Source organism: Geotalea toluenoxydans JCM 15764, from assembly GCF_001311985.1.
GTDB lineage: Bacteria > Desulfobacterota > Desulfuromonadia > Geobacterales > Geobacteraceae > Geotalea > Geotalea toluenoxydans.
Genome location: NZ_BBCJ01000003.1, coordinates 1 through 25,437 on the forward strand (window position 1 = coordinate 1; position 25,437 = coordinate 25,437).

The following is a 25,437-nucleotide window of genomic DNA, read 5'->3' on the forward strand; positions in this document are numbered from 1 at the left end:
CTTGCTACCCCCCTGAATCCCCCCTATTCCATAGGGGGGAAGCGAACGACAGTGACAGGGGTATATTTTATTTCCGCCTGCGACTACCGTCCGCCGACAGTTTATAAGTTATTTTCTGACGAAATCCGGCCGAGAGAAAGAGTACTCAAACTGCATATGATCGGTGTAGGTTCCTTCCAGAATGGCCGCCACGTCTTCGGTGAAGACCAGTTCCTCGTCGGTAGGGATGACGTAGACTTTCACCGGTGAATCGTCGGTGGTGATGAGAGTCTCCCGTTTCCTGGTCATGGCCGACTTGTTTCGCTCCTTGTCAAGCTTGATGCCCAGATGCTCCAGCCCTTCAATAGTTTTTTCCCTTATCGGCCAGCCCATCTCGCCGACACCGGCGGTGAAGACAACCGCGTCAAGCTTGCCGATGGCGGCCATGTATGAGCCGATGTACTTTCGCAAGCGGTAGGCCTCAATATCCAATGCCAGTTTGCAGAGCTTGTCCCCATTTCCGGCATGCTCAATGACCTCGCGGCGATCGGTAAAGCGCCCGGTAATGCCCAAGACACCACTCTTTTTATTGAGGATGCTGTCGATCTCCTTTGCCGACAAATTCTCTTTCTGCATCATGAAAGCAGGAATAGCCGGGTCGATATCGCCACAGCGTGTTCCCATTACCGCCCCTTCCAGAGGAGTCAGCCCCATGCTCGTATCAACGGAAACTCCATTGGCTATGGCACAATGGGAAACCCCATTGCCGATGTGCATGGTGATGATATTGGTATCTTTGGGTGCTTTGCCCAAGAGTACAGCAGCCCGCTTGGAGACATAGAGATGGGAGGTGCCGTGGAACCCATAACGCCGGACGCCGTATTTCTCATACCATTCATAGGGCAGTGGGTAGAGATAGGAATGCTCCGGCATAGTCTGATGAAAAGCGGTGTCGAAAATCGCCACCTGGGGAACGTCCGGCAGGATGGCCTGGGCTGCTTCAATGCCGGCAATGTTCGGCGGGTTATGCAGGGGAGCCAGATGCTGCACTTCCTTTACCGCATCAAGCACCTTGTCATCGATCAACACTGAACAGGTGAACTTTTCGCCACCGTGGACCACCCTGTGGCCAATGGCGGAGATGTTTTTTATATCTTTCAGAACGCCGTGCACCGGATCGGTCAGTGTTTTGATGATCAGATCGATGGCGACCTGGTGATCGGGACATTCCGATTCCTCCCGATAGGTTTCCCTCCCCGGCACTTCATGCATTATGAAAGAATCACCTATGATAACCCGTTCAACCATCCCCTTGGCGATCACTTCCTTCTTTGCCCAATCGAATAGTTGATACTTTACCGAGGAGCTACCACAGTTAAGGGCAAGTATATCCATGTTTTTCATATCCCCCTGAACACAGAAAATATAATGAAAGCAACCGATTATTTCGGTGGTGGTAAAAATGGCGGGAAAAAGTTTAACGTAAATAAAACCGCTTTTTATAATACCGCAGACTCCTCGTCAGTTCAAGGATTTTTCTGCATTAGTCACTATTTCCGAAACGACCTTTGTGGTGGACATTTTTCAAAGTGTATGTTACTTTTCAAAAAATCAAACAACTAATCCAAACTACGACGAAGGAGGTGAATACATTGGCTCACAAAATTTCTGACGAGTGCATCAACTGCGGTGCCTGTGACGAATCCTGTCCTGTAAACGCCATCAGCGAAGACGGCAGCAAGAGAACCATCTCTGCTGATACCTGCATTGATTGCGGTGCATGCGTGGATACCTGTCCCGTAAGTGCTATCAGCGCTTAATCCTTCATTGAGAGGATTGATGCGGCCGGTGCTCCATGAGCATCGGCCGTTCCTTTTTCTGGCCCAGACAACATCACCTGTCGTTGCTCCCTGGCCCGATAAAAAAAGGCCGGGGTAACCCGGCCTTTTCCCATCACTTAGTTTGTCGTAGCCCCTTTATTGCCCGGCAACCGTCGAGCCAACCACTTCAACCCCGAATTCCGTAGTATCCTGTGGTACCTTACTGAAAATCACCACAAACGGTATTTCTTTACCCGGTTGAATCCCCAGGTTCGAAAGGGAATCACCGAACTGATTGTTCATTGCCGCTTCCAGTTTTTCCATCGGCATGGACTCAAGCTGTTCCTTAGATAGATTGTTGCCGCAATATGCGACTTTCTGCATAGCTATTGCACCGTTTTTGCCGAAAAGAGACGCCTTGACCTGAATTGATGCACGCGGCTTCCGGTATTCGTTGACGGCTACGCCAGTAATGACAAAAAGCTCCCCGGCCTCCTTGTTGACAACGAACGCCCCCACTGGGTTTCTTACCCCGATATGTCCTTCCTCGGCAGACTTGATGCCCAGTCGCTGGACTATGGACCCCAAACCCACCTTATTAAATGCCTCCGGCCAGTTTTTGAGGAAGAAGATACCTGTTCCGGCCAGCCCCAGCAGAACCAGTAAAAAGATTCCAAGACCGGCAAAGGTAAAGAAAGAATTGTTCTTTCGACGGGAAGAAATTGACAGCGGAGGATATTCATCCGAAAATTCCGGTTGGGATCCCGACAGCGGCGTTTCTTTCTTATCGCCGCCGACAAGATCGTGTAACAACGGCTGATGTTGCGTCTCCTCCGGGGCAGCGGCAGAAGGAGCAACTTGGCCGAAATCGATGGCGGCAAAATCTTGATCTCTTCCTTCTTCGACGATTTCTCCCACCGCTGATGACTTGCCTGCAGCCTGTTCAGCCGGGCTTGTTGCTAAAAAGGGTTGATTCTGAAGGTCGCCAAAGCTGAACTCGGGGATATCCGGCACCTCGGCATTATCTGCAGCAGAAGCGGCAGCCGGCGATGCTGCAGGCGGCAAGTTTTCATCACCGCTCCCATCGCCGAAATCAAAGGCAAATTCTCCATTGCCATCGCTGTCAGGCAGTGCCGGTGGCTGAGCTTGGTGAAGCTGTTCGTCCGGACCTTTTTCTGTCAGGTCGAGTTCCATCTCACTGATGAACGGTTCACTGGTTGCAGCCTCGAAATCAGTCGCAGCGGCGAGACCTGCCGGTGCTTCAGGGGAGTCTTCGGCCGCCTCGAAATCAAATGAATCAAAATCAACTCCGGCTCCTGGCCCCGGTGCAGTGTTACCTGTATCAGCAACAGGGGCATGTTCGGCTTGCTTATCTTCTGCATCGAATGTGAAATCATTGAAATCGAATTCGCCACTCTGCTTCGAATCGCTTGCTGCCTCAGTATCGGACGATAGTGATTCTTCAGTGAAGGAAAAGTCTTTGTAACCGAAGGCATCTTCCGGAGGCTGACTATCGATCTTGGCAGCAGGCTCAGGTTCAGTCCCACCTTCAAAATCGAATTCAAAACGGTTTTCCTCCTGCGGGGCGGCTTCGCTAGAAGCGATTTCAGGGTTGTCAGCAATACTTGTGTCAGTAAAGGTAGTTTCAGAGGTGTCATCTTCATCCGGGTTGAAGCCACTCAAATCATAGCTTTTTACTACTTCTTCCCGCTCAGCCTGTGGCGCCGGCTTCTGCTCCTCATTGAAATTAAAATCACTGAAATCAAACCCCTCTTCGTCCATGGATTCTTCTTGTTTTTTTTCATCACTGTCTGGCTCTGCAAGCATCTGTTTCAGCTGCGAAAAACTGTTCTGCGGGCCAGCGGCACCTGCGTTTTCAGCCTCTACCCGATCACCTGCCTGAGCAGGTGCTGCCGGGGGAGGAGGTGTTGCGTCCAGTCCGCCAAGGATGGCATCGAAATCTGTCTCTTCCTGCGGTTCTTTGGTAACGAGAAAGACGTGCCTGCACTTGGAACAGCGAACCTTGACCCCGCCTTCCTTTATTTTTGCATCATCCAGTTTGAACTTGGTGTTACATTGATCGCACTGTAGTATCATTCATGCCTCCGCCGGAAGATTCCTATTCATTCAATTCATAAATAGCCGGCAACTCTCTTAATTTTTCGTTCAGATCCAAACCGTATCCTACGAGGAAGCCCCCCGGACACTCAAGACCAGTAAAATCGGTTTTAACCTCGATCTTTCGACGCTCCTTCTTATCAATCAGGGCACATATCTTCAGACTTTTCGGCCCCCTTGCCAACAACCGCTCCCTGAGGAATGCAAGGGATAAGCCAGTGTCTACAATATCTTCCACAATAAGCACATTCCTGCCGGTTAGCGATGTCTCCACATCCTTTGTCATTGTCACGTCTCCGGTAGAGTTCATGTCCCTATAGCTGGAGAGCTTGACGAATTCCAGGATGAGTGGCAATTGTATCTGGCGGGCAAGGTCTGCTGCAAAGAAAAAAGCTCCTTTCAACACCACCACCAGAATCAACTCTTCCCCTGCATAGGCAATGGTGATTTCCCGTGCCAGTCTCCGGATTTCCCCGGCGATCTGTTTTCTTGAATATAACAAGTCTCCATTAGAGGGCCCGTTCATCATAACCCCGCTTCACCCTTACATTTTTTACGCTCCTCTATAGCAGAATAGAGAGAACAGGTCAAATCATTATGGACCCTTATCCTTTTTTGTGATATAAAATGGAGCCTGGAAACCACATCAAATGGGGAATAACATGAAAAAGCTTTCTCTTCTCACAATCTGCCTCGTGCTATTATTTTTCACAACAGCCCATACCTCATCACAACTTGTTGTTCCTGAATCAAATTTCAATTTCGGCACCCTTGTCCAGGGAGAAAAGCTGCATCATACGTTTTCCATCAAAAACAACGGCGACTCGCCTTTGTCAATTCTGCGAGTGGTTCCTTCATGCGGTTGCACAGCTGCAAATGTCTCATCACCGGTCATCCAACCGGGCAAAAGCGGCGAGATCAAGATTGTGTTCGATTCGACAAACTTCACGGGCAAAGTGACAAAAAACATTGCCATTGAAACAAACGATCCGAAAGCTTCTACCTATACATTGAGCCTCAACGGAACCATCACTGAGGAAGTCCAGATCACCCCCAGGCAGTTGAATCTGGGGCAGATAAAAGCAGGGAATTCCACCAGATCGAATGTAACCCTGATCAACAGAGGAAGCAGATCTCTAAAAATAATATCGGTAAAAGCCCAGATACCTCAAATAACAGCCGAAATAAAAAAACAGCAGCTCAAACCGGGTGAGTCCGCTACCATTGAAATTACCGTCACGCCTAAAGCTACCGATAGGATCCTGAGCGGATATCTGACCATCACCACCGACAGCCCGAAAAAGGGCGAGATTGTCATTCCTGTTTACGGTTCGCCGACACGATAAGCAGCAGAGCTACTGTTCCTTCAACTGCCTGTAGGCACGCTCAAGGTTCTGGTTGAAAAATTCCCTGTAACCGGGTAGAGATTCATACTTTGGCAGACGGAAATTCTTCTTCGTCTGCTCCAGAGTCTTCTTCTTTTCCAGATAGCGCAACACTTCCGTGGTAAAGTCCGTAAAAAAAACCCAAAATTTTCCGATTGACTCGGTGTCCGTCACCTTTCCCAGTCCGGGGACCACATGCCTGGCATCCAGCCCCTCCAGCATCTCCAGGTTGAGCACCCATTCCCGCAGATAACCATCCCCCATGTAGCCGATCACGTCATTGAAAAAGAGGTCTGATGTGAACAGCACCTTTTCCTCCGGCAGATAGACAATCACATCTCCGTCCCCATGGCCGCGCCCCAGATTGCTGGCAACGATGACGCTTTTGCCGTGCCGCAGGGTAAGGCTCTTGTCAAAAAACATGATCGAATTCTTCAGCTCCCGATAACCCTCCTTCAGGGTCTGCCATGTCTGCCATGAAGTGATGATCTCGATGTCGGGAGGGAAATCATAGTCAACATAATTGTAACCCTGATGGTGGTGGGTAAGGATAACAGTGGTCAGTGGTGCAGAGGTTATTTTGCCGACCTCTTCCATCAGTTCAGTGATGCCATCCGGCACGAAATGGGACCCGATGAGGACAACATGTGTGCCGGTAACAACAATAACGGCGTTACTTGCGGCCTTTCCCCTGGGTTGAGCAATGGCAGCAAAAACATTTTCAGCCAGCTTTTCGATAGCATAGCTTCTGGAGTACCCGGCAGGCTGCCGTCTATGGCAGCGGACGACGGCGTGGCACTGAAACAGACGGTTACCGTCAAAAGAAGAAAAAGAGCTATTTTGCTGATCACGGCAGCCTCCTTTTTACCCGATTGATACTAGCAAATTCTGAACAAAAAGGACAGGCCGCAGGCTTGACATCCGGACAATAAACCTTGAGTTATGGATAAAAATAGTGTAAATGTAAAAATTCACGGGCGGTTAGCTCAGTTGGATAGAGTACAGGCCTCCGAAGCCTGGGGTCGTGGGTTCGAATCCCATGCCGCCCGCCATTTAAAACCTACTATTGTCACTTGAACCATAAATAGGGCGAAAAGTGACAGCTTATCCTGCCAAGTGCGGTCTAACCCTTATTCTCCCAAAATTTGGCAAAGAAATTGAACCAACAAATAAGGCCATCCTCTAAATGGATGGCCTTATCTTTTTGTATTTTATGTTCAAAAGAAGAATTCATAAAGCTTGCGATTTACGTTTCCCCTCCTCGCTCGCAAAGCCCGCCGGTTGACCCTCAAATTATGCTTAACGGCTCAGCGATGATAACTGTCCCATTCTGAATCGTGATACTCCCTTGGATTGTTGTTACACCAGAATACGTTCCCCCAATCGGATCATATCCCCCCAGAATAATCAGCTCATGATTTTTGTCGAACACAAGGATTTCGGTCAGCGTGGTTATCGGCAACCGGATTGAAGTGCCGATGCCGCTTGTTATGCCGTTGTAGGCAGCTGAGAATGTGGTGAAAAATGAGTCGATTCCATTGTCAATCAGCTTGATGCCCTGCTCCACAGGAAGCACGGTAAAAGATTGGGTAACCGCATTCGCCGCATTGTAGTTGCTGTCCCCCCACTGACTGGCAATGATGGTGACGGTGCCGGGACCAGCGATTGTCACTGTGTTGCCGCTTACCTGGGCAACTGCCGGGTCGCTGCTGATGAAGCTGACCGGCAGTGCGCTGGTTGCTGTTGCGTTGAGGGTGAACTCCGGGCCACCGGCAATTTTGTTTGCTATGGCCGCAAAGCTGATGGTCTGGTTAGCTTTGTTGACGATCTGAGTCACTCCGGTGGAAACCGGACTCTGGAGATGATTGTTGTCACCCGTGTACTGGGCAGTTATGGTATTGACTCCCGCCGGCATCATCGTGGCGGATAGTGATGCACTGCCGCTGGCAGGATTGACATTGACCTCCTCTGCCCATCCGATACCGTTGCTGAACCGCACCTTGCCGCTCGCCCCCACCGGGGAAACCGTTGCCGATATGGTAACCGGCTGGCCATAGGTGGAAGGGTTGGGACTTGATTGACTAATGCTGATGCTTGTTGCCGCCGGGGCAATAATCATGGTCCCGGTGGCACTCCCTTGATAGTTGGCGCTGCTGATGGTGCCGACGACGGCATAGGTGCCGGCTGCAACGGGAACGGTACCGGCACCGTTATAGGTAAAGGTCACTGACAGCCCGGAGGGGCTTGTTGTCGCCGAAACTGTTTTTGCAGCGCCGTCATAGGTGGCGCTGAGATTGCCGAGGGCTACAGTTGCCGGTGACTTGTGGACAGTCAAGGTTTGTATTACAGGCGAAGCGGAGTTGTAATAGTAATCCCCCCACTGTGTTGCCGTGATGTTTACGGTACCGGCACCGACAATAGTTATGGTATTGCCACTGACCGTGGCCACGGCCAGATTGTCGCTGGTGTAGCTGATAGCCAGCCCGCTGCTGGCCGTGGCGCCAAGGGTGAATGGCGCATCGCCGTAAGTCCTGGCATCGATTACGGGAAAGCTGATGTACTGGTCTTGCTTGATGGTGAAGTATTCGCTCTTTACCGGCTCCTGGTTTCCGGCTGCATCCCTGGCAAAATATTGCAGGGTCATCGAGCTTCCAACGTAAATCGGCCCGCCATAGACCGCTGAGGCGGGGGTCGGTAACGTGCCGTCAACTGTGTAATAAATGGTTGCCGGTTCGTTGGCGCTCAGGGTAACCCATTGGGGTGCCTGGTATGTGCCACCGGGCGGCGTGGCTGTGGTGTCCGGGGGGTTGGTGTCGCTTGTTCCGCCTGATATTGCGCGCACACGGCTGGATGAGTCGGCAAAAAAGATGGTGCCGTTTGAGTCAATGGAAAGACCTCGCGGATTGACAATCATGGCAGCAGTGGCAGGCCCTCCGTCTCCCGAATAACCGGCTGTCCCTGTTCCGGCCAGGGTTGATATAAGTCCCGTTGCACTGTTCACCTTTCGGATACGATGGTTGAATGTATCGCTTATATAGATATTTCCACTGCCATCCAGGACGATGCGGTGGGGAGCATAAAGGCTCGCCTGGGTAGCTGGGCCTCCATCACCCGAATAACCGCCCATACCATTACCCGCCACGATGCTTTTTGCCGATGTTGCCTTGTCTATTCTGACAATTACGTGGCCCCACGTTTCCGCATAATACAGGTTACCGGTCCTGTCCAGGGTGACACCTTCCGGATGATAGCCGGTAGCTATGGTGGTAATGATGCCGGTTGTCTTCTCTACTTTCCTGATGCCGTTGCTGCCGCTGTCGGCAATGTAGATACTCCCTGCCGCGTCAACGGCCAGACCGCGTATATCCCCCAGGGATGCAGCAGTAGCGAGCCCCCCGTCGCCGGTAGCACCGCTGGTCCCGTTACCGGCAACCGTGGTTATGATGAAGGAAGCCATGTCTATTTTCCTGACCCGGTAATTCTGGTTGTCGCTTATGTAGATGTTTCCGCTGGTGTCCAATGCTACGGCAAATGGCCGGTTAAGTCCGGCCATGTAAGCGGGTCCTCCGTCGCCGCTGAATTCTGCAAGGCCGTTTCCTGCTATGGTGGCGATGCTCCCGCTGGCCTTATCCACTCTTCTGATGCGATTATTTGCAGAGTCCGCGATATAGATATTGCCATCGAGATCGACAGCAGCATCTTCCGGGTAGTTCAGGGATGATCCGACAGCGGTGCCCCCGTCTCCAGTAAATCCCGCCACGCCGTTCCCCGCCACCGTGTTGATGATACCCTGCTCTGCCACAGTAATTGAATAAACTTGCGTCTGGACCGGTTCGCTATTCACAGCGTCGCGGGCGAAAAATTTGAGCGTGGTGGATGCGGCAATGTACAGAGGCCCGGAGTAAACGGGTGAATAAGAGGTCGGCTCAGTACCGTCGGTGGTGTAATAGATGGTCCCTGGTTTGTCGGTGGTCAGGGTGACTGTCAGCGGCCCCGCATAGGTGCCGCCGGCAGGAGTCGCTGTCACTGACGGGGGATTGGTGTCATAGGTTATCGGTCTTCCCTGGGAACCGATCATGTTGGCGGGACCGATCGGAAGCCCGGTAATCTGGTCGCAATCGGAAAGAGCAGCCCTGACATGGCCCGACCCGCTCCAGCTTGGCACATCCGATTCGGTGACATAGTAATAGAGGGACCCTATTTTGATGTTGGTTCCGACGGTAACCGTTCCATACTGTGAGGCTGGCCAGTCGATCATGTCGGACCGGTAAGGATTGACACTGTTGACTGTCCAGCCGCTGTTCAAGGTCCATGCCTCGTTGGCCTTGGAGCCGGTTGCGTCGTCTCCCCCCATGACATAGAGTAGGCCATTCAGCGCCTCCACCATGGGGACGTTGCGGAGTGTCGGGACATTGGTGGCTATGCTCCAGGTGTTGGCGCCGATGTTGTATTCATAAATATAATTGATGTTGTCGTAGCCCCAGCTCTCCACCAGGTAGAGCCGGTCATTGTTGACGATGAGATTTCGCGCTTCGGCGGTTGAAGGGAGGGAGGCAAGGGCGGTGAAGCTCCCGGTTGCCGGATCGAAGGACCAGGTCTTGGTATTGCCCGTCCCCCCTCCGGCAATGATGATCCTGTCCCCGTATGCCGCCACCCCGGCAAGAAGGGTCGGCTCCGGCAGGGTTCCCGCCACCCTGCTGGAATTGCCGGCCAGGTCATATTCCTCGATGGTGGTTTCCGCATTGCTGCCGCCTACCACGTAGATCTTGTTGTTGAACAGCACGGCATTCATCCGGGCCCGCGAGTAGATGAGCGAACCCACCGGGGTGCTTGTTCCATTAATGGTGTCGTAGGCGATGACGCTGTTCAGGTAGTTGAACTGCTCATCCAAGCCGCCCATGAGGTATATGGTCGTTCCCCATGCTACCGCTGCGCCGCCGAAAACGGGGGTGGTCAACGAAGGCCGTGTGCTCCAGCTATTTGCAGCAGGGTCGAAACTGATGATCGATGCGGTGGCCGGCGTCCCCCCGAGAATAAAGATCTTGCCGTCTGCCACCGCGGAAAAGGCGCGTGACAGCCATAGGGGAGTGACGCTCTGACCGACCAGCCGGAGCTTTGACCGGAAATCTGATAGGTCTGGGATTGGGTTGTTTCCCGATTTACCGCTCCATCGATGGCGAAATATTTGAGGGTGGCTGAACTGGAGATGGTGATCGGTCCGGAGTAGACGGTAGACCCGGTGGTCGGCTCGGAACCGTCGATGGTATAGTAGATGGTTGCCGGTTCATTGCTGGTCAGTGCTACCAGTTGGGTCGAGGAATAGCTCCCCCCGGCAGGATTGGCGGTGGTGACGGGGGGGGTACTGTCAAGGGTGAAGGTTGCAGTAATGCTCTTTGCCTCGCTCATGGTAAGGTTACAGGCGCCGGAACCGGTGCAGTCTCCACCCCAGCCGCCAAACACCGAGCCGATCGCCGGGGCTGCATTCAGACTTACGGTAGTTCCGGACACCATGGACTGGCTGGTGCCGGTGGTGAAATAGAGTGTGGGCGGACTTGTTGAAGTCGTGCCGCTGACCGTGCCTGAACCGCTCCCTGCCAGGCTAAACGTCAGTGGGTATTGGGGCAGAATTCCGGTACCAGTGAGGCTGACCGTTATGGGGGTGGGATTGTTCGATGTGATGCCGAGAACTGCTGTCTTGCTGCCACTGGCTGTCGGGGTAAAGGATATTTCCATGGTGCAACTTGCCCCAATGGCCAATGTTGCGCCGCAGGTCCCCCCTGCCCCCCTGGCGAACATGCCGGCATCGGCGCCGGTTATGACGGTAGAGGCTATCTGTAGTTCACGTGTCCCGGTGTTGGACAGGGTAATGGTATTTACCGCCGTTTCCCCCACGTAGACATTACCCATGATGACCCCGGCCGGGGTGACCGATGTGTTCGGGTCGAGACTGAGGGACAAGAAGGACGCGACGCTGGGGACACCGTTGACATAGACAATCGCCAGATAGGTGCCGTTCACCAGGTGGGAAATTGCCCCCCTGTTGATGGCAACTGAGGTTGCCGACCAGTTGGTGGCAGGATCTACGAGCACAAAGGCCTGCTGCCCCTCCTGGACCCGCTGCAGCTGCACCAGCGGATAATCGCTTGGCGAGCTGCCGGTGGAGCCGCCAGAGCCTTCAGAGTCGCCACGAAAGCCGGTGCCGGTAAGGAAGAGATTGCCGGAATTGTTGCTGATGCCGGAGATGACTGGACGGCGGCTATCGGTGAAACCCAGGCCCCGGTTAAAAATCTCGGCACTTGCAAGAACGCCGTTGCCCATGCCGACGAAACCGACCCCCCCGGTAATCAGCACCGAACCATTCGGCAGCAGTGTCGCCGAGTTGCCTGCACGGCCTGACGCCAGGGGACCAGCAGCCTTCCAGCTGTTGCTGGCCGGATCGAAAGACTCGGTACTGGCCAGGTATTCACCCACGCCGCTGCCGTACCCTCACGGCAAGAATGGTGCCGTCAGGGAGCAGCGTCGCGGTGTGATCTATGCGCGTAACCGACAGGGAACCTGCGGCACTCCAGGTATCGGTGGCCGGGTCGTAGAGTTCGGAACTTATCTGATCGTAGAAATACCCTCCCTGGTAATGGGTACCCCCGGCAACGAGGACCTTGCCGGTTGGCAAAAGCGTTGCGGAATGACGAGCACGTGATGTTGCCAAGGTGCCGGCAGTGCTCCACTGATTGATGACCGGATCGTAGATCTCGACACTGGACAGAGAGGCATACTCGCTTGTGGGAACGTATTCCCAGTTCCCCGCTGCTATCATTACCTTGCCGGATGGAAGCAGCGTGGCGGTATGGTTGTAGCGGCCCATCGCCAGCGAACCTGCCGGGTTCCAGCTGTTGGTAGCCGGGTCATACAATTCTGCCGCCGTTGGCGGTTCATCGGCATCATTGCCTCCCCCGGCAACCAGCACCTTACCGTTGGCAAGAAGGGTCACCGTGGACAACGAACGGGCAACCGCCATGCTGCCTGCTCCGCTCCAGCTGTTGGTGGCAGGATCATAGAGCTCGGCACTGGATAGATAACCGCTGTTTGGGTTGCTACGTCCTCCGACAACCAGAACCTTGCCGTTGGGAAGGAGAATTGCACGATGACCGGAGCGGGGACTTGCCATGGAAGCGGCAGCTGTCCAGCTGTTGTTCCCCGGATTATACAGCTCGACTGTCGCAAATACGCTGCCAGACTGCTCTCCACCCGCCACCAGTACCTTGCCGTTTGTCATGGATGTTGCGGAATGGCCGAGTCGTCCTGTCGCCAACGAATTGGCGGGCGTCCAGCCGGCGACAGATGAATCGTATGATTCTGCGCTGGCGATTTCTCCGCTGGTCGACGTTCCTCCCACCGTGATCACCTTGCCACTGGCAAGCAAAGTTGCCGTATGCTGATAGCGTGGCGTTACCAGGGAGCCGGCTGCACTCCAGCTGTTGCTGGCAGGGTCATAAAGCTCGGCATTGCTGATATGGAAATTGGTATAATTATGTCCTCCGGTCACCAGCAGTCTTCCGTTGGGAAGCAGGGTAGCGGTATGATAGGCTCTTCCGGTTGCCAATGTTCCGCCGGCACTCCAACTGTTGGTGCCCGGATCATAGATCTCGCTGCTGTTGAGGAACTGGTCGCCGAGACTGGCATAGCCACCCGCACCAGTACCTTGCCGTTGGGGAGGAGCATCGCGGTGTGATCGGCGCGTGCAGTCGTCAGTGAACCAGCAGAACTCCAGCTGTTCGTAGCAGGGTCATAAAGCTCTGCATTGTAAAACTGGGTGCTGTTATTGCCACCACCCGCCACCAGCACCTTGCCGCTGGGGAGCAGCGTTGCGGTGTGAACGCGGCGCGCAGTGGCGAGTGATCCGGCGGCACTCCAGCTATTGGTTACAGGATCGTAGATTTCGGCACTGGACAGATCTCCATTGCCATGACCGCCAACAACCAGAATTTTGCCATCGGCAAGCAGAGTGGCTGTATGCATCTGACGTATGGAAGACATGGAGGCCGCAGCGCTCCAGCTATTCGTGGCAGGGTCGTACAACTCGGCGGTGGAGTGGGTGTTTGTGTTATCATTTCCGCCGACGACGAGGACCTTTCCGTTCGGCAGGAGCGTGGCAGTGTGATTGCGACGTTCTATGGACATGGCGCCTGCCGGGCACCAGCTGCTGGAGGTGGGATCATACAGTTCAGCGCCGGCAACAGCATACGGCCAGGTAGATCTATATCCCCCGGCCACCAGGATCTTGCCATTGGGAAGCAGAGTTGCCGTGTGCTGATAACGTGAAGTTGCCAGTGAAGCCGCCGGACTCCAGATCCCTTCACCGCCAATAGCTCCGCCCGGCATTACTGCCAAAAGTGTCAACAGAGCAAGCAGTGCCCCCCGCAACCAGATAAAGCGATGACTGGATTCCACTTTACTAGACCGTGGCATATGGTCCTCCCAACTGAAAATGATTTTATTTGCGAAGGCATGAATCCTAAAATTAGATGCCTATTGGATGGAAGCTTCCAGTGAAGCCGTGCAACGAGTCTGACTAGGACGGTATAATTATTGCTTTAGAATTAAATAAAAATCACACAGAGCACAACTATCACCTAATCTGTTATTTGTCAATTTAAATGCTCTAATCTTACCCCTCATCCACTAATTCTGATTTTGATAATTGTGGAAGGTGATTTCCATGCCCAGGGGGTTAGTACAATGGGAAAGCACCAGTGCAAAGCAGCAGTTATCCTTGGTGCTTGCATCTTCACTTTATTGACTTTTGTCAAAGCTTTGCTTGGCCGAAAAGGATAATGTTGCTCCATCGAAGGCTAATTAAAGAGAAAAAGAGTGAACCGATGAAAAGGAATTCTGCAGGTTTTCGGCTTGTGTAGAACAAAAACAACATTAAGGAGGAGAAAAATGTCAGAAATGTTTTGTTACCAGTGTGAACAGGCCGCCAACGGCGGCTGCAGCAGGGTAGGCGTTTGTGGAAAGCAGCCGGATGTGGCTGCACTTCAGGACCAGCTCGTTTATGCCATGAAAGGGATCGCCTTCTGGGCCGACAAGGCTCGCCAGAAGGGGATCAAAGATCAGGAGATCGACCGCTTCATGCTGGACGGCCTGTTTACCACCGTCACCAACGTGGACTTCAGCGCCGAAGAGATTGCCAAGCTGGTCCGCACCGCTGCCAAAATGCGCGACAAGGCGCAAAATATCTTTGAAAAGGCCAACGGCGGTGCATATGGCGGCGCTGTTCCGGCTGCAGCCCAGGCGTTCAATCCCGGCACGACTGCCGAACTTGTCACTCTTGGGACGCAGCACGGAGTCAAGGATGAGAGCATCGATCCCGATGTGAAATCGGTTCAGGACATCATCATCTACGGCATGAAAGGCTATGCCGCCTATGCCCACCACGCCCTGGTCATCGGTCTGGAAAACGACGAGATTTACGCCTATACCCACAAGGCCCTTGCCGCCACCCTGGACAAGAGCCTCGGCCTCATGGATTTCGTCGGGCTGGCCATGGAATGCGGACGAATCAACCTTGTAACCATGGAGCTGCTCAACAAGGCCAACACCGACAGCTTCGGTCATCCGGTTCCGACCCCGGTGCAGCTTGGGACCAAAGCAGGCAAGGCAATACTCGTCTCCGGCCATGACCTGCGCATGCTTGAGGAGCTTTTGAAGCAGACCGTGGGGACAGGCGTCAACGTCTATACCCACGGCGAAATGCTCCCCGCCCACGGCTACCCAGGGCTGAAAAAGTACGCTCATCTGGCGGGCAATTTCGGCGGTGCATGGCAGGATCAGGCCAAGGAGTTTGTCAACTTCCCCGGCGCCATCATCTTCAATACCAACTGCATCCAGCGTCCCGCAGACAGCTATAAGGATCGGCTCTTCACCTGGGGACTGGTACAATGGCCCGATGTGAAACATCTGGATGGCTATGATTTTTCTGCGGTAATCAGGAAGGCCCAGGAACTGCCGGGCTTTGAAGAGAACCCAGGCAAGGAGATCCTCACCGGCTTCGGACACAATGCAGTATTGGGCGTGGCAGACAAGGTCATCGATGCGGTCAAGGCCGGCCAGATCCGCCACTTCTTCCTCATTGGCGGCTGCGACGGCGCCAAATCCGGACGTAACTACTATACCGAATTTGCCGAAAAGGTGCCCAAGGACTGCGTCATCCTCACTTTGGCCTGCGGCAAGTACCGCTTCAACAAGCTTGATTTCGGCGACATCGGCGGTATTCCACGCCTTCTCGACATCGGCCAGTGCAACGACGCTACTCGGCGATCCAGATTGCCGTGGCTTTAGCCGGTGCCTTCAATTGCGGGGTGAACGACCTGCCACTGTCCATGATCCTCTCCTGGTACGAGCAGAAAGCGGTAGCCATTCTCCTCACCCTGCTCCACCTGGGCATCAGGAACATCAAGCTGGGACCAAGCTTCCGGCCTTCATCACGCCGAACGTGCTCAACTTCCTGGTTGAGAACTTCAACATCGCCCCTATCGGTACAGCCGAAGGGGACCTGAAGCAGATTCTCGGCTAAAGAATTCGGCCGGGCAATAAAAAAGGGGCAGCCGACGCTGCCCCTTTTTATTGCCATTTTAATACAACAGCCATTTAAGCCCGGTCCGTCAGAAGCTTGCCCCCCACGGCGATATCTTCATGCTCAAGCTCATTGATTATCACATAGGTAACGTGGGCTGGAGCCTGAGTCACCGAACCGACAGCTTCGGTGATTTTTTCGGCCAATAGAGCCTTCTGCTCCTTGGACAATTTTGAGGCTATATCTATTCTGATAAACGGCATGGTGTTTTCTCCTTTTAGTTTAATTTAACGGTGATTCCCGTCCCCGCCTTATTCCACCAGCTCCTTGCCAATGGAAAATGCCTGGCCGAGCAACGATCCGATGCCGTAGTAGCCCCGATGACCCGTATCGTAGACCAGGGGTTTCAGCTTTAATATGTCCGGCAAACCATCCGCACCCAGCACATCGGCATCGGCCTTTACATCCATGATTTCTCCCACGAACTGGGTATGCAAGCCGATCTCAAGGGTATGCAGCAGGCGGCACTCCAGAACAAAGGGAAACTCTGCCGCATAGGGGGCGTCAACCAGGTCGCTTTTCACAGCGGTCAGGCCGGCGACCGCAAATTTGTCCACATCCCGCCCAGAGGCAACGCCATATAATCCGCTTGTTTCACCTGCTTTTCCGACACTATGCCGACAGTAAAGCTTTCGTTCCACGATGGCGGCATAGGTATGCGTCGCCTTGCGCAGGGAAACAGCAATGCAGGGAGGCTGGGAACAGCAGATCCCTCCCCAGGCTGCATTCATGATATTGGGCTTGCCTTCGTGGTCATAGGTTCCGACCATCAGTACCGGCGTAGGAAATAGCAGGGTCTTGGCCCCCAAAGATTGCTTCATGATTTACCTCCTGTAAATTTCAACTGTGTGGGTTGGCTATTTGGCTTTACTGCATGGATTCCGTGAAATAATGGCAGGCACTTACGGGCAGGCTGGAACCGGGCAGCTATGCATTGATGCCCTTTTGCAAATTATTCCATTGAAGTTATCCGTCTCTTCATGGTGGAAAAACATTAGACCGGCTGTTCTTTCATGTCAAGCAGTATTAGCCTCGTTGCCCTCCCCCCCACCTGTTCCCCAGCCTCAGCAAATTTTCAATTTTTTATAGCCAGATACACCAAATTCATGTTAGTTAATTTATTCACTATAATTATACCCAGCCGGGCACCGCGCTCTCACATCCACCCGGTTGTTACTTTCATCTTTGCGTCTGGAGAAAATTTTATGGCCGATACCAGGGTGCAAATTGAGCATAAGCGGGTGGAAGAAGAACTGCATGAAAAAACAGTCATCCTGCACAGCATCTATGGCAATTCCCCCTTCCTGATAGGAGTAATAGAAGTCGCGAAGCAGGTGGTCCTTGCCATAGATGTCAACAACGCAGCGGTCCGATGCTTTGCGCTCGAATGCTGTAATCAGCGTGAGCCACTCCTTGGCATGGCAACTGATGCCAATGCCTTCTGGTCTGCCCAGTGCAACCATTGTCTAAAGGAGGGTTTGCCAGTCAGTTTTGAGTACGAGCATGCAGTGGCGGGAAGCAAGCGCCTGCTTTCGGTCGTCATCGCCTCGATTGGTTCGGCCGATCGTGACCACCCAAGGTTCACCTTTATCGCTGAAGACATCGCCAAACGTAATCGGTGGAAAGATGAGATCCTCCGCTCCCAGGCCAGACTTTCAGACATTCTGGCAAATATCAGCGACGGCTTTCTGTCCGTCAATTATCAATGGCAGATCACCTATGCCAACCAGCGCGCCGCACTAAACAGCCCTTATGAACAGGATGAGCTTCTGGGTCGCAATCTATGGGAGGTTTTTCCCGAACTGATCAACACCAGGCTGGAAACGGATTATCGCAAGGCCATGACCCAGCGCGTATTCAGGCATACCGAGGTATCATGGGGCCCACCGACCACCTGGTTCGACGTGAGAGTTTTCCCGAATCCGGAAGGCATTTCCATCTACTGGGCCGACATTTCCGAGCGCAAGATGGCAGAGGAAAACCTGCTCAGGATCAATGAACAGCTGGAATGTCGCATAGCTGAGCGTACCGGAGAGCTTGCCCGGATGGTGAGTTCCCTGCTGGAAGCAGTTGATGAACGGAAAAAGACCGAGCAGCAGCTGTTGCATTTGAACCGCCTTTATGCAGTAATGAGCGAAACTACCCAGACCATTGTCCACACCACCCATCGTGACTCGCTGTTTCAGGAGATTTGCCGGGTCGCAATTGAACATGGCGGTTTCAAGCTTGCCTGGATCGGGCTTCTGGATGAAAACGGCATCATTGGACCACAGGCATGGAGCGGATTTGACCAAGGTTTCCTGGACCTGATTCCTGTTTTTTCACAGGAACAACCGATTGAAATGCCTGCGACCTGTTCGGCCATAAAAAATGAGGTATTATGGATTTGTGACGATATTGCCAAAGAAGCTTTGCAGCCATGGTGCAATGAATCGGCAAAAAGGGGATTTGGTTCTGCAGCCGCCATTCCTCTTAAACTGAATGGCAAGGTCATCGGCGCTTTCACCCTCTATGCGGAGGAGCCGGGCTATTTCAACAGACAGCTGATCCACTTGCTGCAACAGATGGCAGTCAATATTTCCTTTGCCCTGGAAAATGTGGATCTGGCCTGCCGCCGCCTGGAGACAGAACGCAAACTTGCCCAGGAAAGCGATGAACGGCTGAAAACCATGGAAAAGCTTCACCAGAGGGAACGTATGCTCATGGAACAGAACCGGCATGCTGCCATGGGCGAAATGATCGGCAATATTGCCCATCAATGGCGCCAACCTCTCAACTCGCTGGCGCTCCTGCTCCAAAGGCTGCCGTTATTTCACAAGGCGGGCAAACTGGATGCCATATTCCTGGAAGATAATGTAAATACGGGTATGAGCATTGTCAATCATATGTCCCAGACCATCGACGACTTCAGAAATTTCTTCAAACCGGAAAAGTGCAGAACCACATTCAAACTGGCCGAAGTAGTGGCAAAAACCCAGTCGCTGGTTGAAGCCAGTTTCAACGACCTGGGAATAACCGTGGACATAAGAGCAGAGAATGATCCACTGGTAAGCGGATATCCTAACGAATACTCCCAGATCCTCCTCAACATACTGATCAATGCCAGGGATGCTTTTCTCCAACGCAACGATATCGCACAGCCTCGCATAATCATCAGGCTTGGCATGAACGGCAGCAGAACGGTCGTGACAGTTACCGATAACGCAGGAGGAATACCGGACGACTTCCTGCCGAAAATATTCGATCCTTATTTCACCACTAAAGGCCCGGACAAGGGTACGGGCATCGGACTCCATATGGCTAAAACAATTATCGAAAACAATATGAAAGGAATGCTGACAGCCCGCAACACCGGTGAAGGCGCAGAATTCAGAATTGAGGTATGAAGATGGGGCAATCGGCCAATTACGGCAAGGGAATAAAAATTCTTTATGTTGAGGATGACCCGCTCTCAAGAGACCTGTTGTCGACAATGCTCGCCATCAGGTTCCCCGAAAGCGAGCTTTTGACAGCGGAAAATGGTGAGGAAGGCTTTAAATTGTGCACGGAACAAAATCCGAATTTGGTTCTCACCGACATCCACATGCCCCGGTTGGACGGCATCGGTATGGCGGAGAAGATCAAGGTGCTGCATCCCGGCGCCGTCATCATAATAATATCTGCTCACAGCGATACCCGCCATCTCATCAGGGCGATCGAGCTGGGAATAAACCGGTACATCCTGAAACCGGTCGATAAAATGAAGCTTTTTGCCACCATGGAAAATGCCATTGCGGGAATTACCATGGAAAGAGAGCTCAAAGAACATCAGAAGCAGCTCCGGGAGAGCAGAGAACTTCTTAACTCCATAATAGAAAGCAACTGCGATGGGGTTTACATAAAGGATCTCGAAGGGCGTTACCTGATGGTTAACACAGCAGCCGCACTATTGACAGGCAAATACGCAGAGGAGATCATCGGCCTCGATGATTTTGCTATTTTCCCTCCTGAGACGGCTGAGATTTCTCGCAGAAACGATCTTCTGGCCATTAAGAGCGGCAATCCCATAAATTTCGTGGAAACTCTCATCGACAGGAATGGAGAAACTGCCTTTTTCCTCACCACCAAAGGTCCGTTGCACGATGATCAGGGAAATATAATTTCAACCTTCGGCGTCTCCCGCAATGTGACTGATCAGAAAAGGTACGAAAAGCAAATTGAAAAGCACAATGCGGAACTGGAACAACGGGTAAAAGAAAGAACATGGAACCTTGAACAGTCCAACAGGGAAATGGAGGCTTTCTGCCATGCCATTTCCATGAATTGAGAGCTCCAATCGCCCGACTGGAAGGATTCCATCAAGCTGTTTCCGAATGCATCGAGATCCGGGATTACCTGGACATTCCGTATTACATGGAGAGCTTGGGTATTCCACCCAGCAATTGAAGACTGCAGTCGATGCCTTATTGATGATGTACAGACTGACCAAAACTGAGATCTCCCTGGAAGCAGTGAATCTGGCCTATCTCTCCCAACAGGTGATGATCGACCTGATGGAGGAGTACGGCAGCCGCACCATACACTTCGACAACAGGCCGGAAACCATCGTCCAGGGTGATAGGAAGCTGCTCACCCTCTGCATGCATAACCTTCTCGGCAATGCGCTTAAATATTCGTCGAAAAAACCGGAGTCGGTGATCAGTGTCGGACAGGAAAAAAGAGGGGGGGAGAATATTTACTTTGTCAGAGACAATGGGGCCGGGTTCGACATGGCCTATGCAAGCAACCTGTTCAAACCTTTTTCCCGTCTGCATCATCACCGAATTCGAGGGAACCGGAATCGGCCTTGCCACCGTTCAGAGAATCATTGAAAAACACCAGGGAAAGATCTGGCAGAGTCCCGGCTCAATGAAGGCACCACCATTTTCTTTACCCTGGGCGTCTGAATCCCCCCTCGGAAAGGGAGGGGGTAACGGCGGTCACTTTTTTACCACGCAGTCGAAGATCGCATTTATCCTTCGGTTTTTCTTTCGTCCTTCGGCAGTGGTGTTATAGGCAAGGCGCCGCGAAGCGCCATATCCCTTGGCGGAGAGGCGAGACCGCTCTATGCCTAATTTTTCCACCAGATAGTTCACCACGTTTTCCGCCCTTTCCTGGGAAAGTTTCTGATTGAAATCCGCCGTACCGGTATTGTCGGTGTGCCCCTCGATGAGTGCAGTTGTGGTCGGGTACCGCTTCATGTACTCAGCGACCTTGGCAATCTCGTCATGGTACTGTGATTGTATTTCTGCCCTGCCGGTTTCGAATTCCATCAGCAGCGACATGCACAGGCGCTCCGGTGGCGAAATCTTTGTCACATCGAAGGCACAGTCGATAATGGCATCAATACGACGGTTCTTCTGCTTGCCAGCTTCGGTGCCATTGTCGGCAACAGGATGTTTGAATCCGTAGCCGGTTGACGACAAGCGGGAGCGATCTATGCCGAATTTGTCCACCAGATAGTTGGTCACACTCTCAGCCCTTCTCCGTGAGAGGTCCAGATTATGTTCATCCGTGCCCACGTTATCGGTGTGCCCTTCTATCACGGCGGTCGTATCCGGGTACCTTTGCATGAACTCCCCCACCCGTGCAATTTCCCGGTGGTCTTCTGCCCGAATCAACGCCTTGTCTATGTCGAATTGGAGATTCAATGAAATACAATATTTGTAACGGCCGGGGGTTGGTTCGGCTGCCGGAACCGGAGCAGGCGGAGCTTCCTCCTCAACAGGGGGAGTGGGAACGACCTGCAGTAATGGAGGTTCCGGCGCGGCCATCACCGCAGGCTCGGGTCCTTTGCCGCCAAACTGCCAGGCAAGACCTATCGTGTACTCATAATTAAAGCCGGTGCCTTCGTCGTGGTATTCCCCCGGACGCTGGACATTGGCCCCTTCGCGAAATACCATATTCCGGAAATCGGCGCGCAGGGCAAGATCATCGGTAAGAAAATATTTGGCGCCGATGCCGTAGTCAAAGGCTCCCTTACTGACTGTGTGCTGGCCTTCCGGATCCCTGGTCAGCCCCACATAGCCTGCCGCCAGGTACGGTACCAGCTTATTGTCCGGGAATACATGCAAGAGCACCTCTCCCCCATAACGGTAGAAGTTGATATCCTGATCGGCCCCGGTCGATTCTGTCCTGGCATAGTCGAACAATCCCTCGACCCCCCAGTGTTTGGTGAAGTTGTAGCCGCCACGCACCCCATAGACGGGCCTGGTTTCAATATGCTGCCTGCCGTCGAATGTGTATCCACCGATAATCCCGGAAAGGGTGAAGGATCCGGGACGAATTCCTTCGGCCATCGCCGGAGAAGGCAGAGAAAGGATGACCAGGGAAATCAGGCAAACTACCAAATTGATTTTCTTCACATCGCGCCCCCTTGTGACGGATTAAAATATTAGCAATAATTTATTAACAACTCTAGAATACAGTTTCCTTTTGTCAACGCAGCCCCTGGAAAAATACTTATCTCTTGAAACTGCTGTATCAGGCTCAGTTAAAAGTTTTTTAGCTATTTCAAATTTTCGGTTGCCATAAGTATTTTTCATGCTAGAATTATCGCGAATTAATTATTTGCGGCTTATTTAAACTTTATTATGCCCCCAATTGCAGCACTAATGATGCTCAGTCAACCATCTTTCCCGGAGAAGTTGCCGGCCCATGCCAATTTGGCCCGAAAGCCAGGTACAGCTCTGCTGCAAAAATGGAAACAGACACCGCCAATGAAAATGGCAGGGGGAGGTGCCCAGTGCAGGGAAATGTTCGGGATATGAGAAGACAGAAGGTGATCGACCGTCGGGAGCAGTTGGAGAATCTGGTCTCGATAAAAAGCACTGAACTATGTCAGTTAAATCAGCGAATCAACAAAGAGATTCATGATCGGCAGGAAGCGGAAAAAGAGGTTCAGAACCTGCGGGTGGAACTGGAAAGGCGAGTGAGGGAACGCACCAGACGGTTGGAAACGGCAAACCAGGAACTGGAATCTTTCAGCTTTGCCGTTTCTCATGACCTGCGTTCACCACTGACCAGTATCATCGGCTTCAGCAACGCCTTGCTGGAAGATTGCGGCGATAGTCTCAGTGATCAGGCCTGTCAGTATATGGAGAGAATCATCGCCGCCTCTGACAGGATGAAAGGAAAGATCGAGGCCCTGCTTAATTTTTCGAGAATGAATCTGACCGAATTGTCAGTATCCCAGGTGGACCTGAGCCAGATAGCCCAGGACATTATGCGGGATTTGAGTGAAACATCGCCACGGGACAATCTTCAAGTGGAGATAACTGCCGGATTAACAGCAATGGCGGACAAGGTACTGCTACGTGCCGTCCTGGAAAACCTGCTTGGGAATGCCTGGAAGTACACTGCCAGGAAGGACCGGACTGTCATCCGGTTCGGAGCAAAGGATTTTGCCGGGGGAAAGGTTTATTTTGTTTCCGACAACGGAGCAGGATTCGACATGGAGCATGCAGACAAGCTGTTCGAGCCGTTCCAGAGGTTGCATCGTATAGATGAATTTGAAGGGAACGGCATCGGCCTCACAACGGTCAAGCGCATTATTCGTCATCATGGAGGCAGGGTCTGGGCTGAGGCTGCCGTTGACCAAGGCGCCACCTTCTACTTCACCATTGGGCGGGTTGAAAATCACGGAATCTCTGCACCGCTTCGCCAATAAAATCCTTTCGAATGTTGCCGAAGGCAGCCGCAGATAATCGGTCAGACCCGGACCAAAGACTTCCCCGGGCAGAGTCAGTAGTCCTGCCTCTTCCACCAGTTTTTTTGCCACTTCCCTGCCGGTCCTGCCGGCAAAGGGATGCCGCACCCAGCCGAAAAAAGTACCGCTGGCGACCAGCTCAAAGGCATTGCCAGGCTTGGTAAATTCACGGCAGAAGCAGTCATGCCGCTCTTCCATCATCACCCTGTTCTGCCTTACCCATCCATCCAGATTCTCCGCACCGAAGCCAACCGCATGCTGGGTGATCCTTGGCTGACAGACCGCCATGGTATCCTGTGCCTTCAATGCATGGTGGATGAATTGTGCAGAGGCTGCCAGCATGCCGGCCCGGTAACCGGTAAGGGCATATGTTTTGCCGAAGGAGGCAATATGGACGAAGTTGTCCCCCCAGCCACTCATGGTAAAAAGGTCGTGGGGCCGGGCTCCGCCGGCAATGAAATCGCAATAGGTTTCATCAAGGACCAGAGCAATGCCATGCCTGGCAGCTAATGCATAAAGTTGGTGGATGGTTTCCGGCGGGGTCACGACACCAGTGGGATTACTGGGCGTCACAAGGAGAATGGCCCTGGTGCGTGATGTAATCAGGGACTCTATGCAGGAAACTGAAGGCAGCCCCCCTGCAGCCCCATCAAAGGAACATAGACAGGGCGGATACCAAGAATCTCCAGGGCCATGGGGTGATCGAAGTAAGCGGGAAGAGGAAGGATCACCTCGTCCCCCTCCCGGCACAGGGTAACCATGGCAAGCCAGAAGGCCTGACTGGCGCCGATGGTCAGGCACAGCTGCGCCGGATCAAGTTTGGCCCCATAGGTACGGCCATAGCGGGCGCAAATCGCCTCCCGCACTTCAGGGAGTCCCTCGTCCGGAGAATACCTGGCAATGAGAGGATCGCCGATCAAGCCAGCCAGGTGTTCGGTAAGAGCAGTGGCCGGCGGATAATCGGGAACAGCCTGGCAAAGGTCGATGAGCGGCAGGTCAGGCCGAGCTGCCGCCAACCACCCCTTTACCTCCGAAATCGGGGGGAAATGCACCCTGCCGATCTGATCACTGATGGTAAGCTTCATGGATTCCCCTCCCCTCGCCCGGCAGGTCAATACCCGGTGCAGACCCCTTGGCAACCAACGTGCGATGCACCATCTGGCGGAAAAGTTCCTCCATTCCCTTCTGCACGACCGGACCTTCGATTATACATGCCCTGGCGATCGCTTCAAAGGTGGCCAGCCCCTCCTCGTGATGTTCACGGCGGATTCCCCACTCGCTTGGTGGCCCCGCAGGAAGCCGGACCATCTCGACATTTTCCAGCCCCGGCAGCCTGCGACCCATGCGAGAGGCCTGCCGCCAGTTGCCGTCCGGCACCACCAGTGTTACAGAACGAGGATCCTTCTCCAGCAGTTTTTGGTCAAGAACCGGGACTTCTTCCCCCGGATAGAGGAGCAGGGTTCGCCGCTCAGGAAGGATCAGATCACTGCAGTCAAGGGGCTGGTCCAGGTGGCCATGAATGCGCAGTTCACTGTTCTTTAGCACCCTAAGCGCAAGGGGACCGGTTGCCGTTGTTTTGGTAAATTCCCGGTGATGCATGACGAGGACAAGTCGGGTTGCCAGGTCGTAGATCGGAATAAGGTCGCAAATGCACAGATGCAGATGCATTCTACAGTTTTGGCAACGTTCAGCTTTTTTCGATCTGCTACCCATAAAAAGCCTTTATCAGTATAGAAAAAGCCCCTGGCAAAAATGCACAGGGGCTTTGAGTTTGTT

General features: G+C 53.0%; 19 protein-coding genes, 1 tRNA gene and 3 pseudogenes. 9 read left to right on the plus strand and 14 right to left on the minus strand.

Annotated elements, in window-relative coordinates; translation table 11 throughout:
• Positions 1-108 precede the first annotated feature (108 nt).
• On the minus strand, positions 109-1,374 hold the full coding sequence (locus tag JCM15764_RS02220) for an acetate kinase (protein WP_054692529.1): 1,266 nt from the start codon (positions 1,372-1,374) through the stop codon (positions 109-111).
• A gap of 257 nt (positions 1,375-1,631) precedes the next feature.
• Here JCM15764_RS02220 and fdxA point away from each other — a divergent pair, with 257 nt between their 5' ends.
• Positions 1,632-1,799, plus strand: a complete 168-nt coding sequence (fdxA, locus tag JCM15764_RS02225; protein WP_054692138.1) for a 4Fe-4S ferredoxin — start codon at positions 1,632-1,634, stop codon at positions 1,797-1,799.
• Between the two features lie 156 nt (positions 1,800-1,955).
• Here fdxA and JCM15764_RS02230 read toward each other — a convergent pair whose 3' ends face one another.
• The 3 genes and pseudogenes from JCM15764_RS02230 to hpt all read right to left on the minus strand — a co-directional run bounded on the left by JCM15764_RS02230 (position 1,956) and on the right by hpt (position 4,419).
• Positions 1,956-3,626 carry a DUF3426 domain-containing protein gene (locus JCM15764_RS02230; RefSeq protein WP_243688183.1) on the minus strand — a complete coding sequence of 557 codons (1,671 nt, stop codon included), beginning with the start codon at positions 3,624-3,626 and terminating at the stop codon, positions 1,956-1,958.
• A 174-nt stretch (positions 3,627-3,800) separates the two neighbouring features.
• Positions 3,801-3,896: pseudogene (locus JCM15764_RS27690) on the minus strand (zinc-ribbon domain-containing protein); the annotation flags it as partial.
• A 22-nt stretch (positions 3,897-3,918) separates the two neighbouring features.
• The gene (hpt, locus tag JCM15764_RS02235) at positions 3,919-4,419 is read right to left on the minus strand and encodes a hypoxanthine phosphoribosyltransferase (RefSeq protein ID WP_243688184.1); all 501 of its coding nucleotides are present in this window, start codon (positions 4,417-4,419) and stop codon (positions 3,919-3,921) included.
• 160 nt (positions 4,420-4,579) lie between these two features.
• Here hpt and JCM15764_RS02240 point away from each other — a divergent pair, with 160 nt between their 5' ends.
• Positions 4,580-5,263, plus strand: coding sequence for a DUF1573 domain-containing protein (locus tag JCM15764_RS02240; RefSeq protein WP_054692144.1), 684 nt, complete (start codon positions 4,580-4,582; stop codon positions 5,261-5,263).
• A 9-nt stretch (positions 5,264-5,272) separates the two neighbouring features.
• On the opposite strand, the gene JCM15764_RS02245 is transcribed toward JCM15764_RS02240, so the two are convergent.
• Positions 5,273-5,923, minus strand: coding sequence for an MBL fold metallo-hydrolase (locus tag JCM15764_RS02245; RefSeq protein WP_054692146.1), 651 nt, complete (start codon positions 5,921-5,923; stop codon positions 5,273-5,275).
• 24 nt (positions 5,924-5,947) lie between these two features.
• Here JCM15764_RS02245 and JCM15764_RS02250 point away from each other — a divergent pair, with 24 nt between their 5' ends.
• Both JCM15764_RS02250 and JCM15764_RS02255 read left to right on the plus strand, forming a co-directional pair.
• Positions 5,948-6,178 (plus strand): hypothetical protein, encoded by a 231-nt coding sequence (locus JCM15764_RS02250; RefSeq protein ID WP_243688185.1) that lies wholly within the window; start codon positions 5,948-5,950, stop codon positions 6,176-6,178.
• Between the two features lie 99 nt (positions 6,179-6,277).
• Positions 6,278-6,354, plus strand: a tRNA-Arg gene (locus JCM15764_RS02255).
• 236 nt (positions 6,355-6,590) lie between these two features.
• On the opposite strand, the gene JCM15764_RS02260 is transcribed toward JCM15764_RS02255, so the two are convergent.
• Genes JCM15764_RS02260 through JCM15764_RS02275 form a run of 4 tightly spaced genes read right to left on the minus strand, consistent with a single transcriptional unit; the run spans position 6,591 to position 13,768 of the window.
• Positions 6,591-10,358: a chitobiase/beta-hexosaminidase C-terminal domain-containing protein gene (locus JCM15764_RS02260; protein WP_243688186.1), complete on the minus strand. Its 3,768-nt coding sequence runs from the start codon at positions 10,356-10,358 to the stop codon at positions 6,591-6,593.
• The gene (locus tag JCM15764_RS02265) at positions 10,256-11,773 is read right to left on the minus strand and encodes a chitobiase/beta-hexosaminidase C-terminal domain-containing protein (protein ID WP_054692153.1); all 1,518 of its coding nucleotides are present in this window, start codon (positions 11,771-11,773) and stop codon (positions 10,256-10,258) included. Before JCM15764_RS02265 ends, JCM15764_RS02260 begins: the two co-directional genes overlap by 103 nt.
• The gene (locus tag JCM15764_RS02270; protein ID WP_243688187.1) at positions 11,766-12,902 is read right to left on the minus strand and encodes a kelch repeat-containing protein; all 1,137 of its coding nucleotides are present in this window, start codon (positions 12,900-12,902) and stop codon (positions 11,766-11,768) included. The genes JCM15764_RS02265 and JCM15764_RS02270 overlap by 8 nt, the downstream gene beginning before the upstream one ends.
• Positions 12,842-13,768 carry a Kelch repeat-containing protein gene (locus JCM15764_RS02275; RefSeq protein WP_243688188.1) on the minus strand — a complete coding sequence of 309 codons (927 nt, stop codon included), beginning with the start codon at positions 13,766-13,768 and terminating at the stop codon, positions 12,842-12,844. Before JCM15764_RS02275 ends, JCM15764_RS02270 begins: the two co-directional genes overlap by 61 nt.
• 483 nt (positions 13,769-14,251) lie before the next feature.
• Between JCM15764_RS02275 and hcp the strand changes: the two are divergent.
• Positions 14,252-15,858 (plus strand): annotated as a pseudogene (gene hcp / locus JCM15764_RS02280) (hydroxylamine reductase).
• A gap of 91 nt (positions 15,859-15,949) precedes the next feature.
• Here hcp and JCM15764_RS02285 read toward each other — a convergent pair.
• A complete protein-coding gene (locus JCM15764_RS02285; RefSeq protein ID WP_012646703.1) occupies positions 15,950-16,138 on the minus strand; it encodes a tautomerase family protein in 189 nt (62 codons plus the stop codon).
• 48 nt (positions 16,139-16,186) lie between these two features.
• Entirely contained in the window at positions 16,187-16,756 is a 570-nt protein-coding gene (locus JCM15764_RS02290; protein WP_054692162.1) for a flavin reductase family protein, read from the minus strand.
• A gap of 384 nt (positions 16,757-17,140) precedes the next feature.
• On the opposite strand from JCM15764_RS02290, the gene JCM15764_RS02295 reads away from it, so the two are divergent.
• The 3 genes from JCM15764_RS02295 (at position 17,141) to JCM15764_RS02305 (ending at position 20,785) form a co-directional block, all read left to right on the plus strand.
• Positions 17,141-19,321 carry a GAF domain-containing protein gene (locus JCM15764_RS02295; protein ID WP_054692165.1) on the plus strand — a complete coding sequence of 727 codons (2,181 nt, stop codon included), beginning with the start codon at positions 17,141-17,143 and terminating at the stop codon, positions 19,319-19,321.
• Positions 19,322-19,323: 2 nt separating this feature from the next.
• On the plus strand, positions 19,324-20,241 hold the full coding sequence (locus JCM15764_RS02300) for a response regulator (RefSeq protein WP_243688189.1): 918 nt from the start codon (positions 19,324-19,326) through the stop codon (positions 20,239-20,241).
• A gap of 142 nt (positions 20,242-20,383) precedes the next feature.
• Positions 20,384-20,785, plus strand: coding sequence for a sensor histidine kinase (locus JCM15764_RS02305; protein ID WP_243688190.1), 402 nt, complete (start codon positions 20,384-20,386; stop codon positions 20,783-20,785).
• A 108-nt stretch (positions 20,786-20,893) separates the two neighbouring features.
• Here the strand turns inward: JCM15764_RS02305 and JCM15764_RS02310 are convergent, their stop codons facing one another.
• Positions 20,894-22,318: an OmpA family protein gene (locus tag JCM15764_RS02310; RefSeq protein WP_054692174.1), complete on the minus strand. Its 1,425-nt coding sequence runs from the start codon at positions 22,316-22,318 to the stop codon at positions 20,894-20,896.
• 380 nt (positions 22,319-22,698) lie between these two features.
• Between JCM15764_RS02310 and JCM15764_RS02315 the strand changes: the two genes are divergently transcribed.
• Positions 22,699-23,622 carry a sensor histidine kinase gene (locus JCM15764_RS02315; RefSeq protein ID WP_054692177.1) on the plus strand — a complete coding sequence of 308 codons (924 nt, stop codon included), beginning with the start codon at positions 22,699-22,701 and terminating at the stop codon, positions 23,620-23,622.
• On the opposite strand, the pseudogene JCM15764_RS02320 reads toward JCM15764_RS02315, so the two are convergent.
• A pseudogene (locus JCM15764_RS02320) lies at positions 23,570-24,746 on the minus strand (aminotransferase). The gene JCM15764_RS02315 and the pseudogene JCM15764_RS02320 overlap by 53 nt on opposite strands.
• Entirely contained in the window at positions 24,727-25,374 is a 648-nt protein-coding gene (locus JCM15764_RS02325) for a tRNA-uridine aminocarboxypropyltransferase (RefSeq protein WP_054692179.1), read from the minus strand. The pseudogene JCM15764_RS02320 and the gene JCM15764_RS02325 overlap by 20 nt, the downstream one beginning before the upstream one ends.
• Positions 25,375-25,437: the final 63 nt, after the last annotated feature.

Excerpts from the sequence above, each read along its gene's own strand:
- JCM15764_RS02295 (WP_054692165.1), top strand. The coding sequence starts at position 17,141 with ATGGCCGATACCAGGGTGCAAATTGAGCATAAGCGGGTGGAAGAAGAA.
- JCM15764_RS02230 (WP_243688183.1), bottom strand. The coding sequence starts at position 3,626 with ATGCTTGCAGAGCCAGACAGTGATGAAAAAAAACAAGAAGAATCCATG.
- JCM15764_RS02305 (WP_243688190.1), top strand. The coding sequence starts at position 20,384 with ATGATGTACAGACTGACCAAAACTGAGATCTCCCTGGAAGCAGTGAAT.
- JCM15764_RS02240 (WP_054692144.1), top strand. The coding sequence starts at position 4,580 with ATGAAAAAGCTTTCTCTTCTCACAATCTGCCTCGTGCTATTATTTTTC.
- JCM15764_RS02275 (WP_243688188.1), bottom strand. The coding sequence starts at position 13,768 with ATGCCACGGTCTAGTAAAGTGGAATCCAGTCATCGCTTTATCTGGTTG.
- JCM15764_RS02220 (WP_054692529.1), bottom strand. The coding sequence starts at position 1,374 with ATGGATATACTTGCCCTTAACTGTGGTAGCTCCTCGGTAAAGTATCAA.
- JCM15764_RS02325 (WP_054692179.1), bottom strand. The coding sequence starts at position 25,374 with ATGGGTAGCAGATCGAAAAAAGCTGAACGTTGCCAAAACTGTAGAATG.
- JCM15764_RS02290 (WP_054692162.1), bottom strand. The coding sequence starts at position 16,756 with ATGAAGCAATCTTTGGGGGCCAAGACCCTGCTATTTCCTACGCCGGTA.
- JCM15764_RS02250 (WP_243688185.1), top strand. The coding sequence starts at position 5,948 with ATGTGTGCCGGTAACAACAATAACGGCGTTACTTGCGGCCTTTCCCCT.
- JCM15764_RS02300 (WP_243688189.1), top strand. The coding sequence starts at position 19,324 with ATGGGGCAATCGGCCAATTACGGCAAGGGAATAAAAATTCTTTATGTT.
- JCM15764_RS02285 (WP_012646703.1), bottom strand. The coding sequence starts at position 16,138 with ATGCCGTTTATCAGAATAGATATAGCCTCAAAATTGTCCAAGGAGCAG.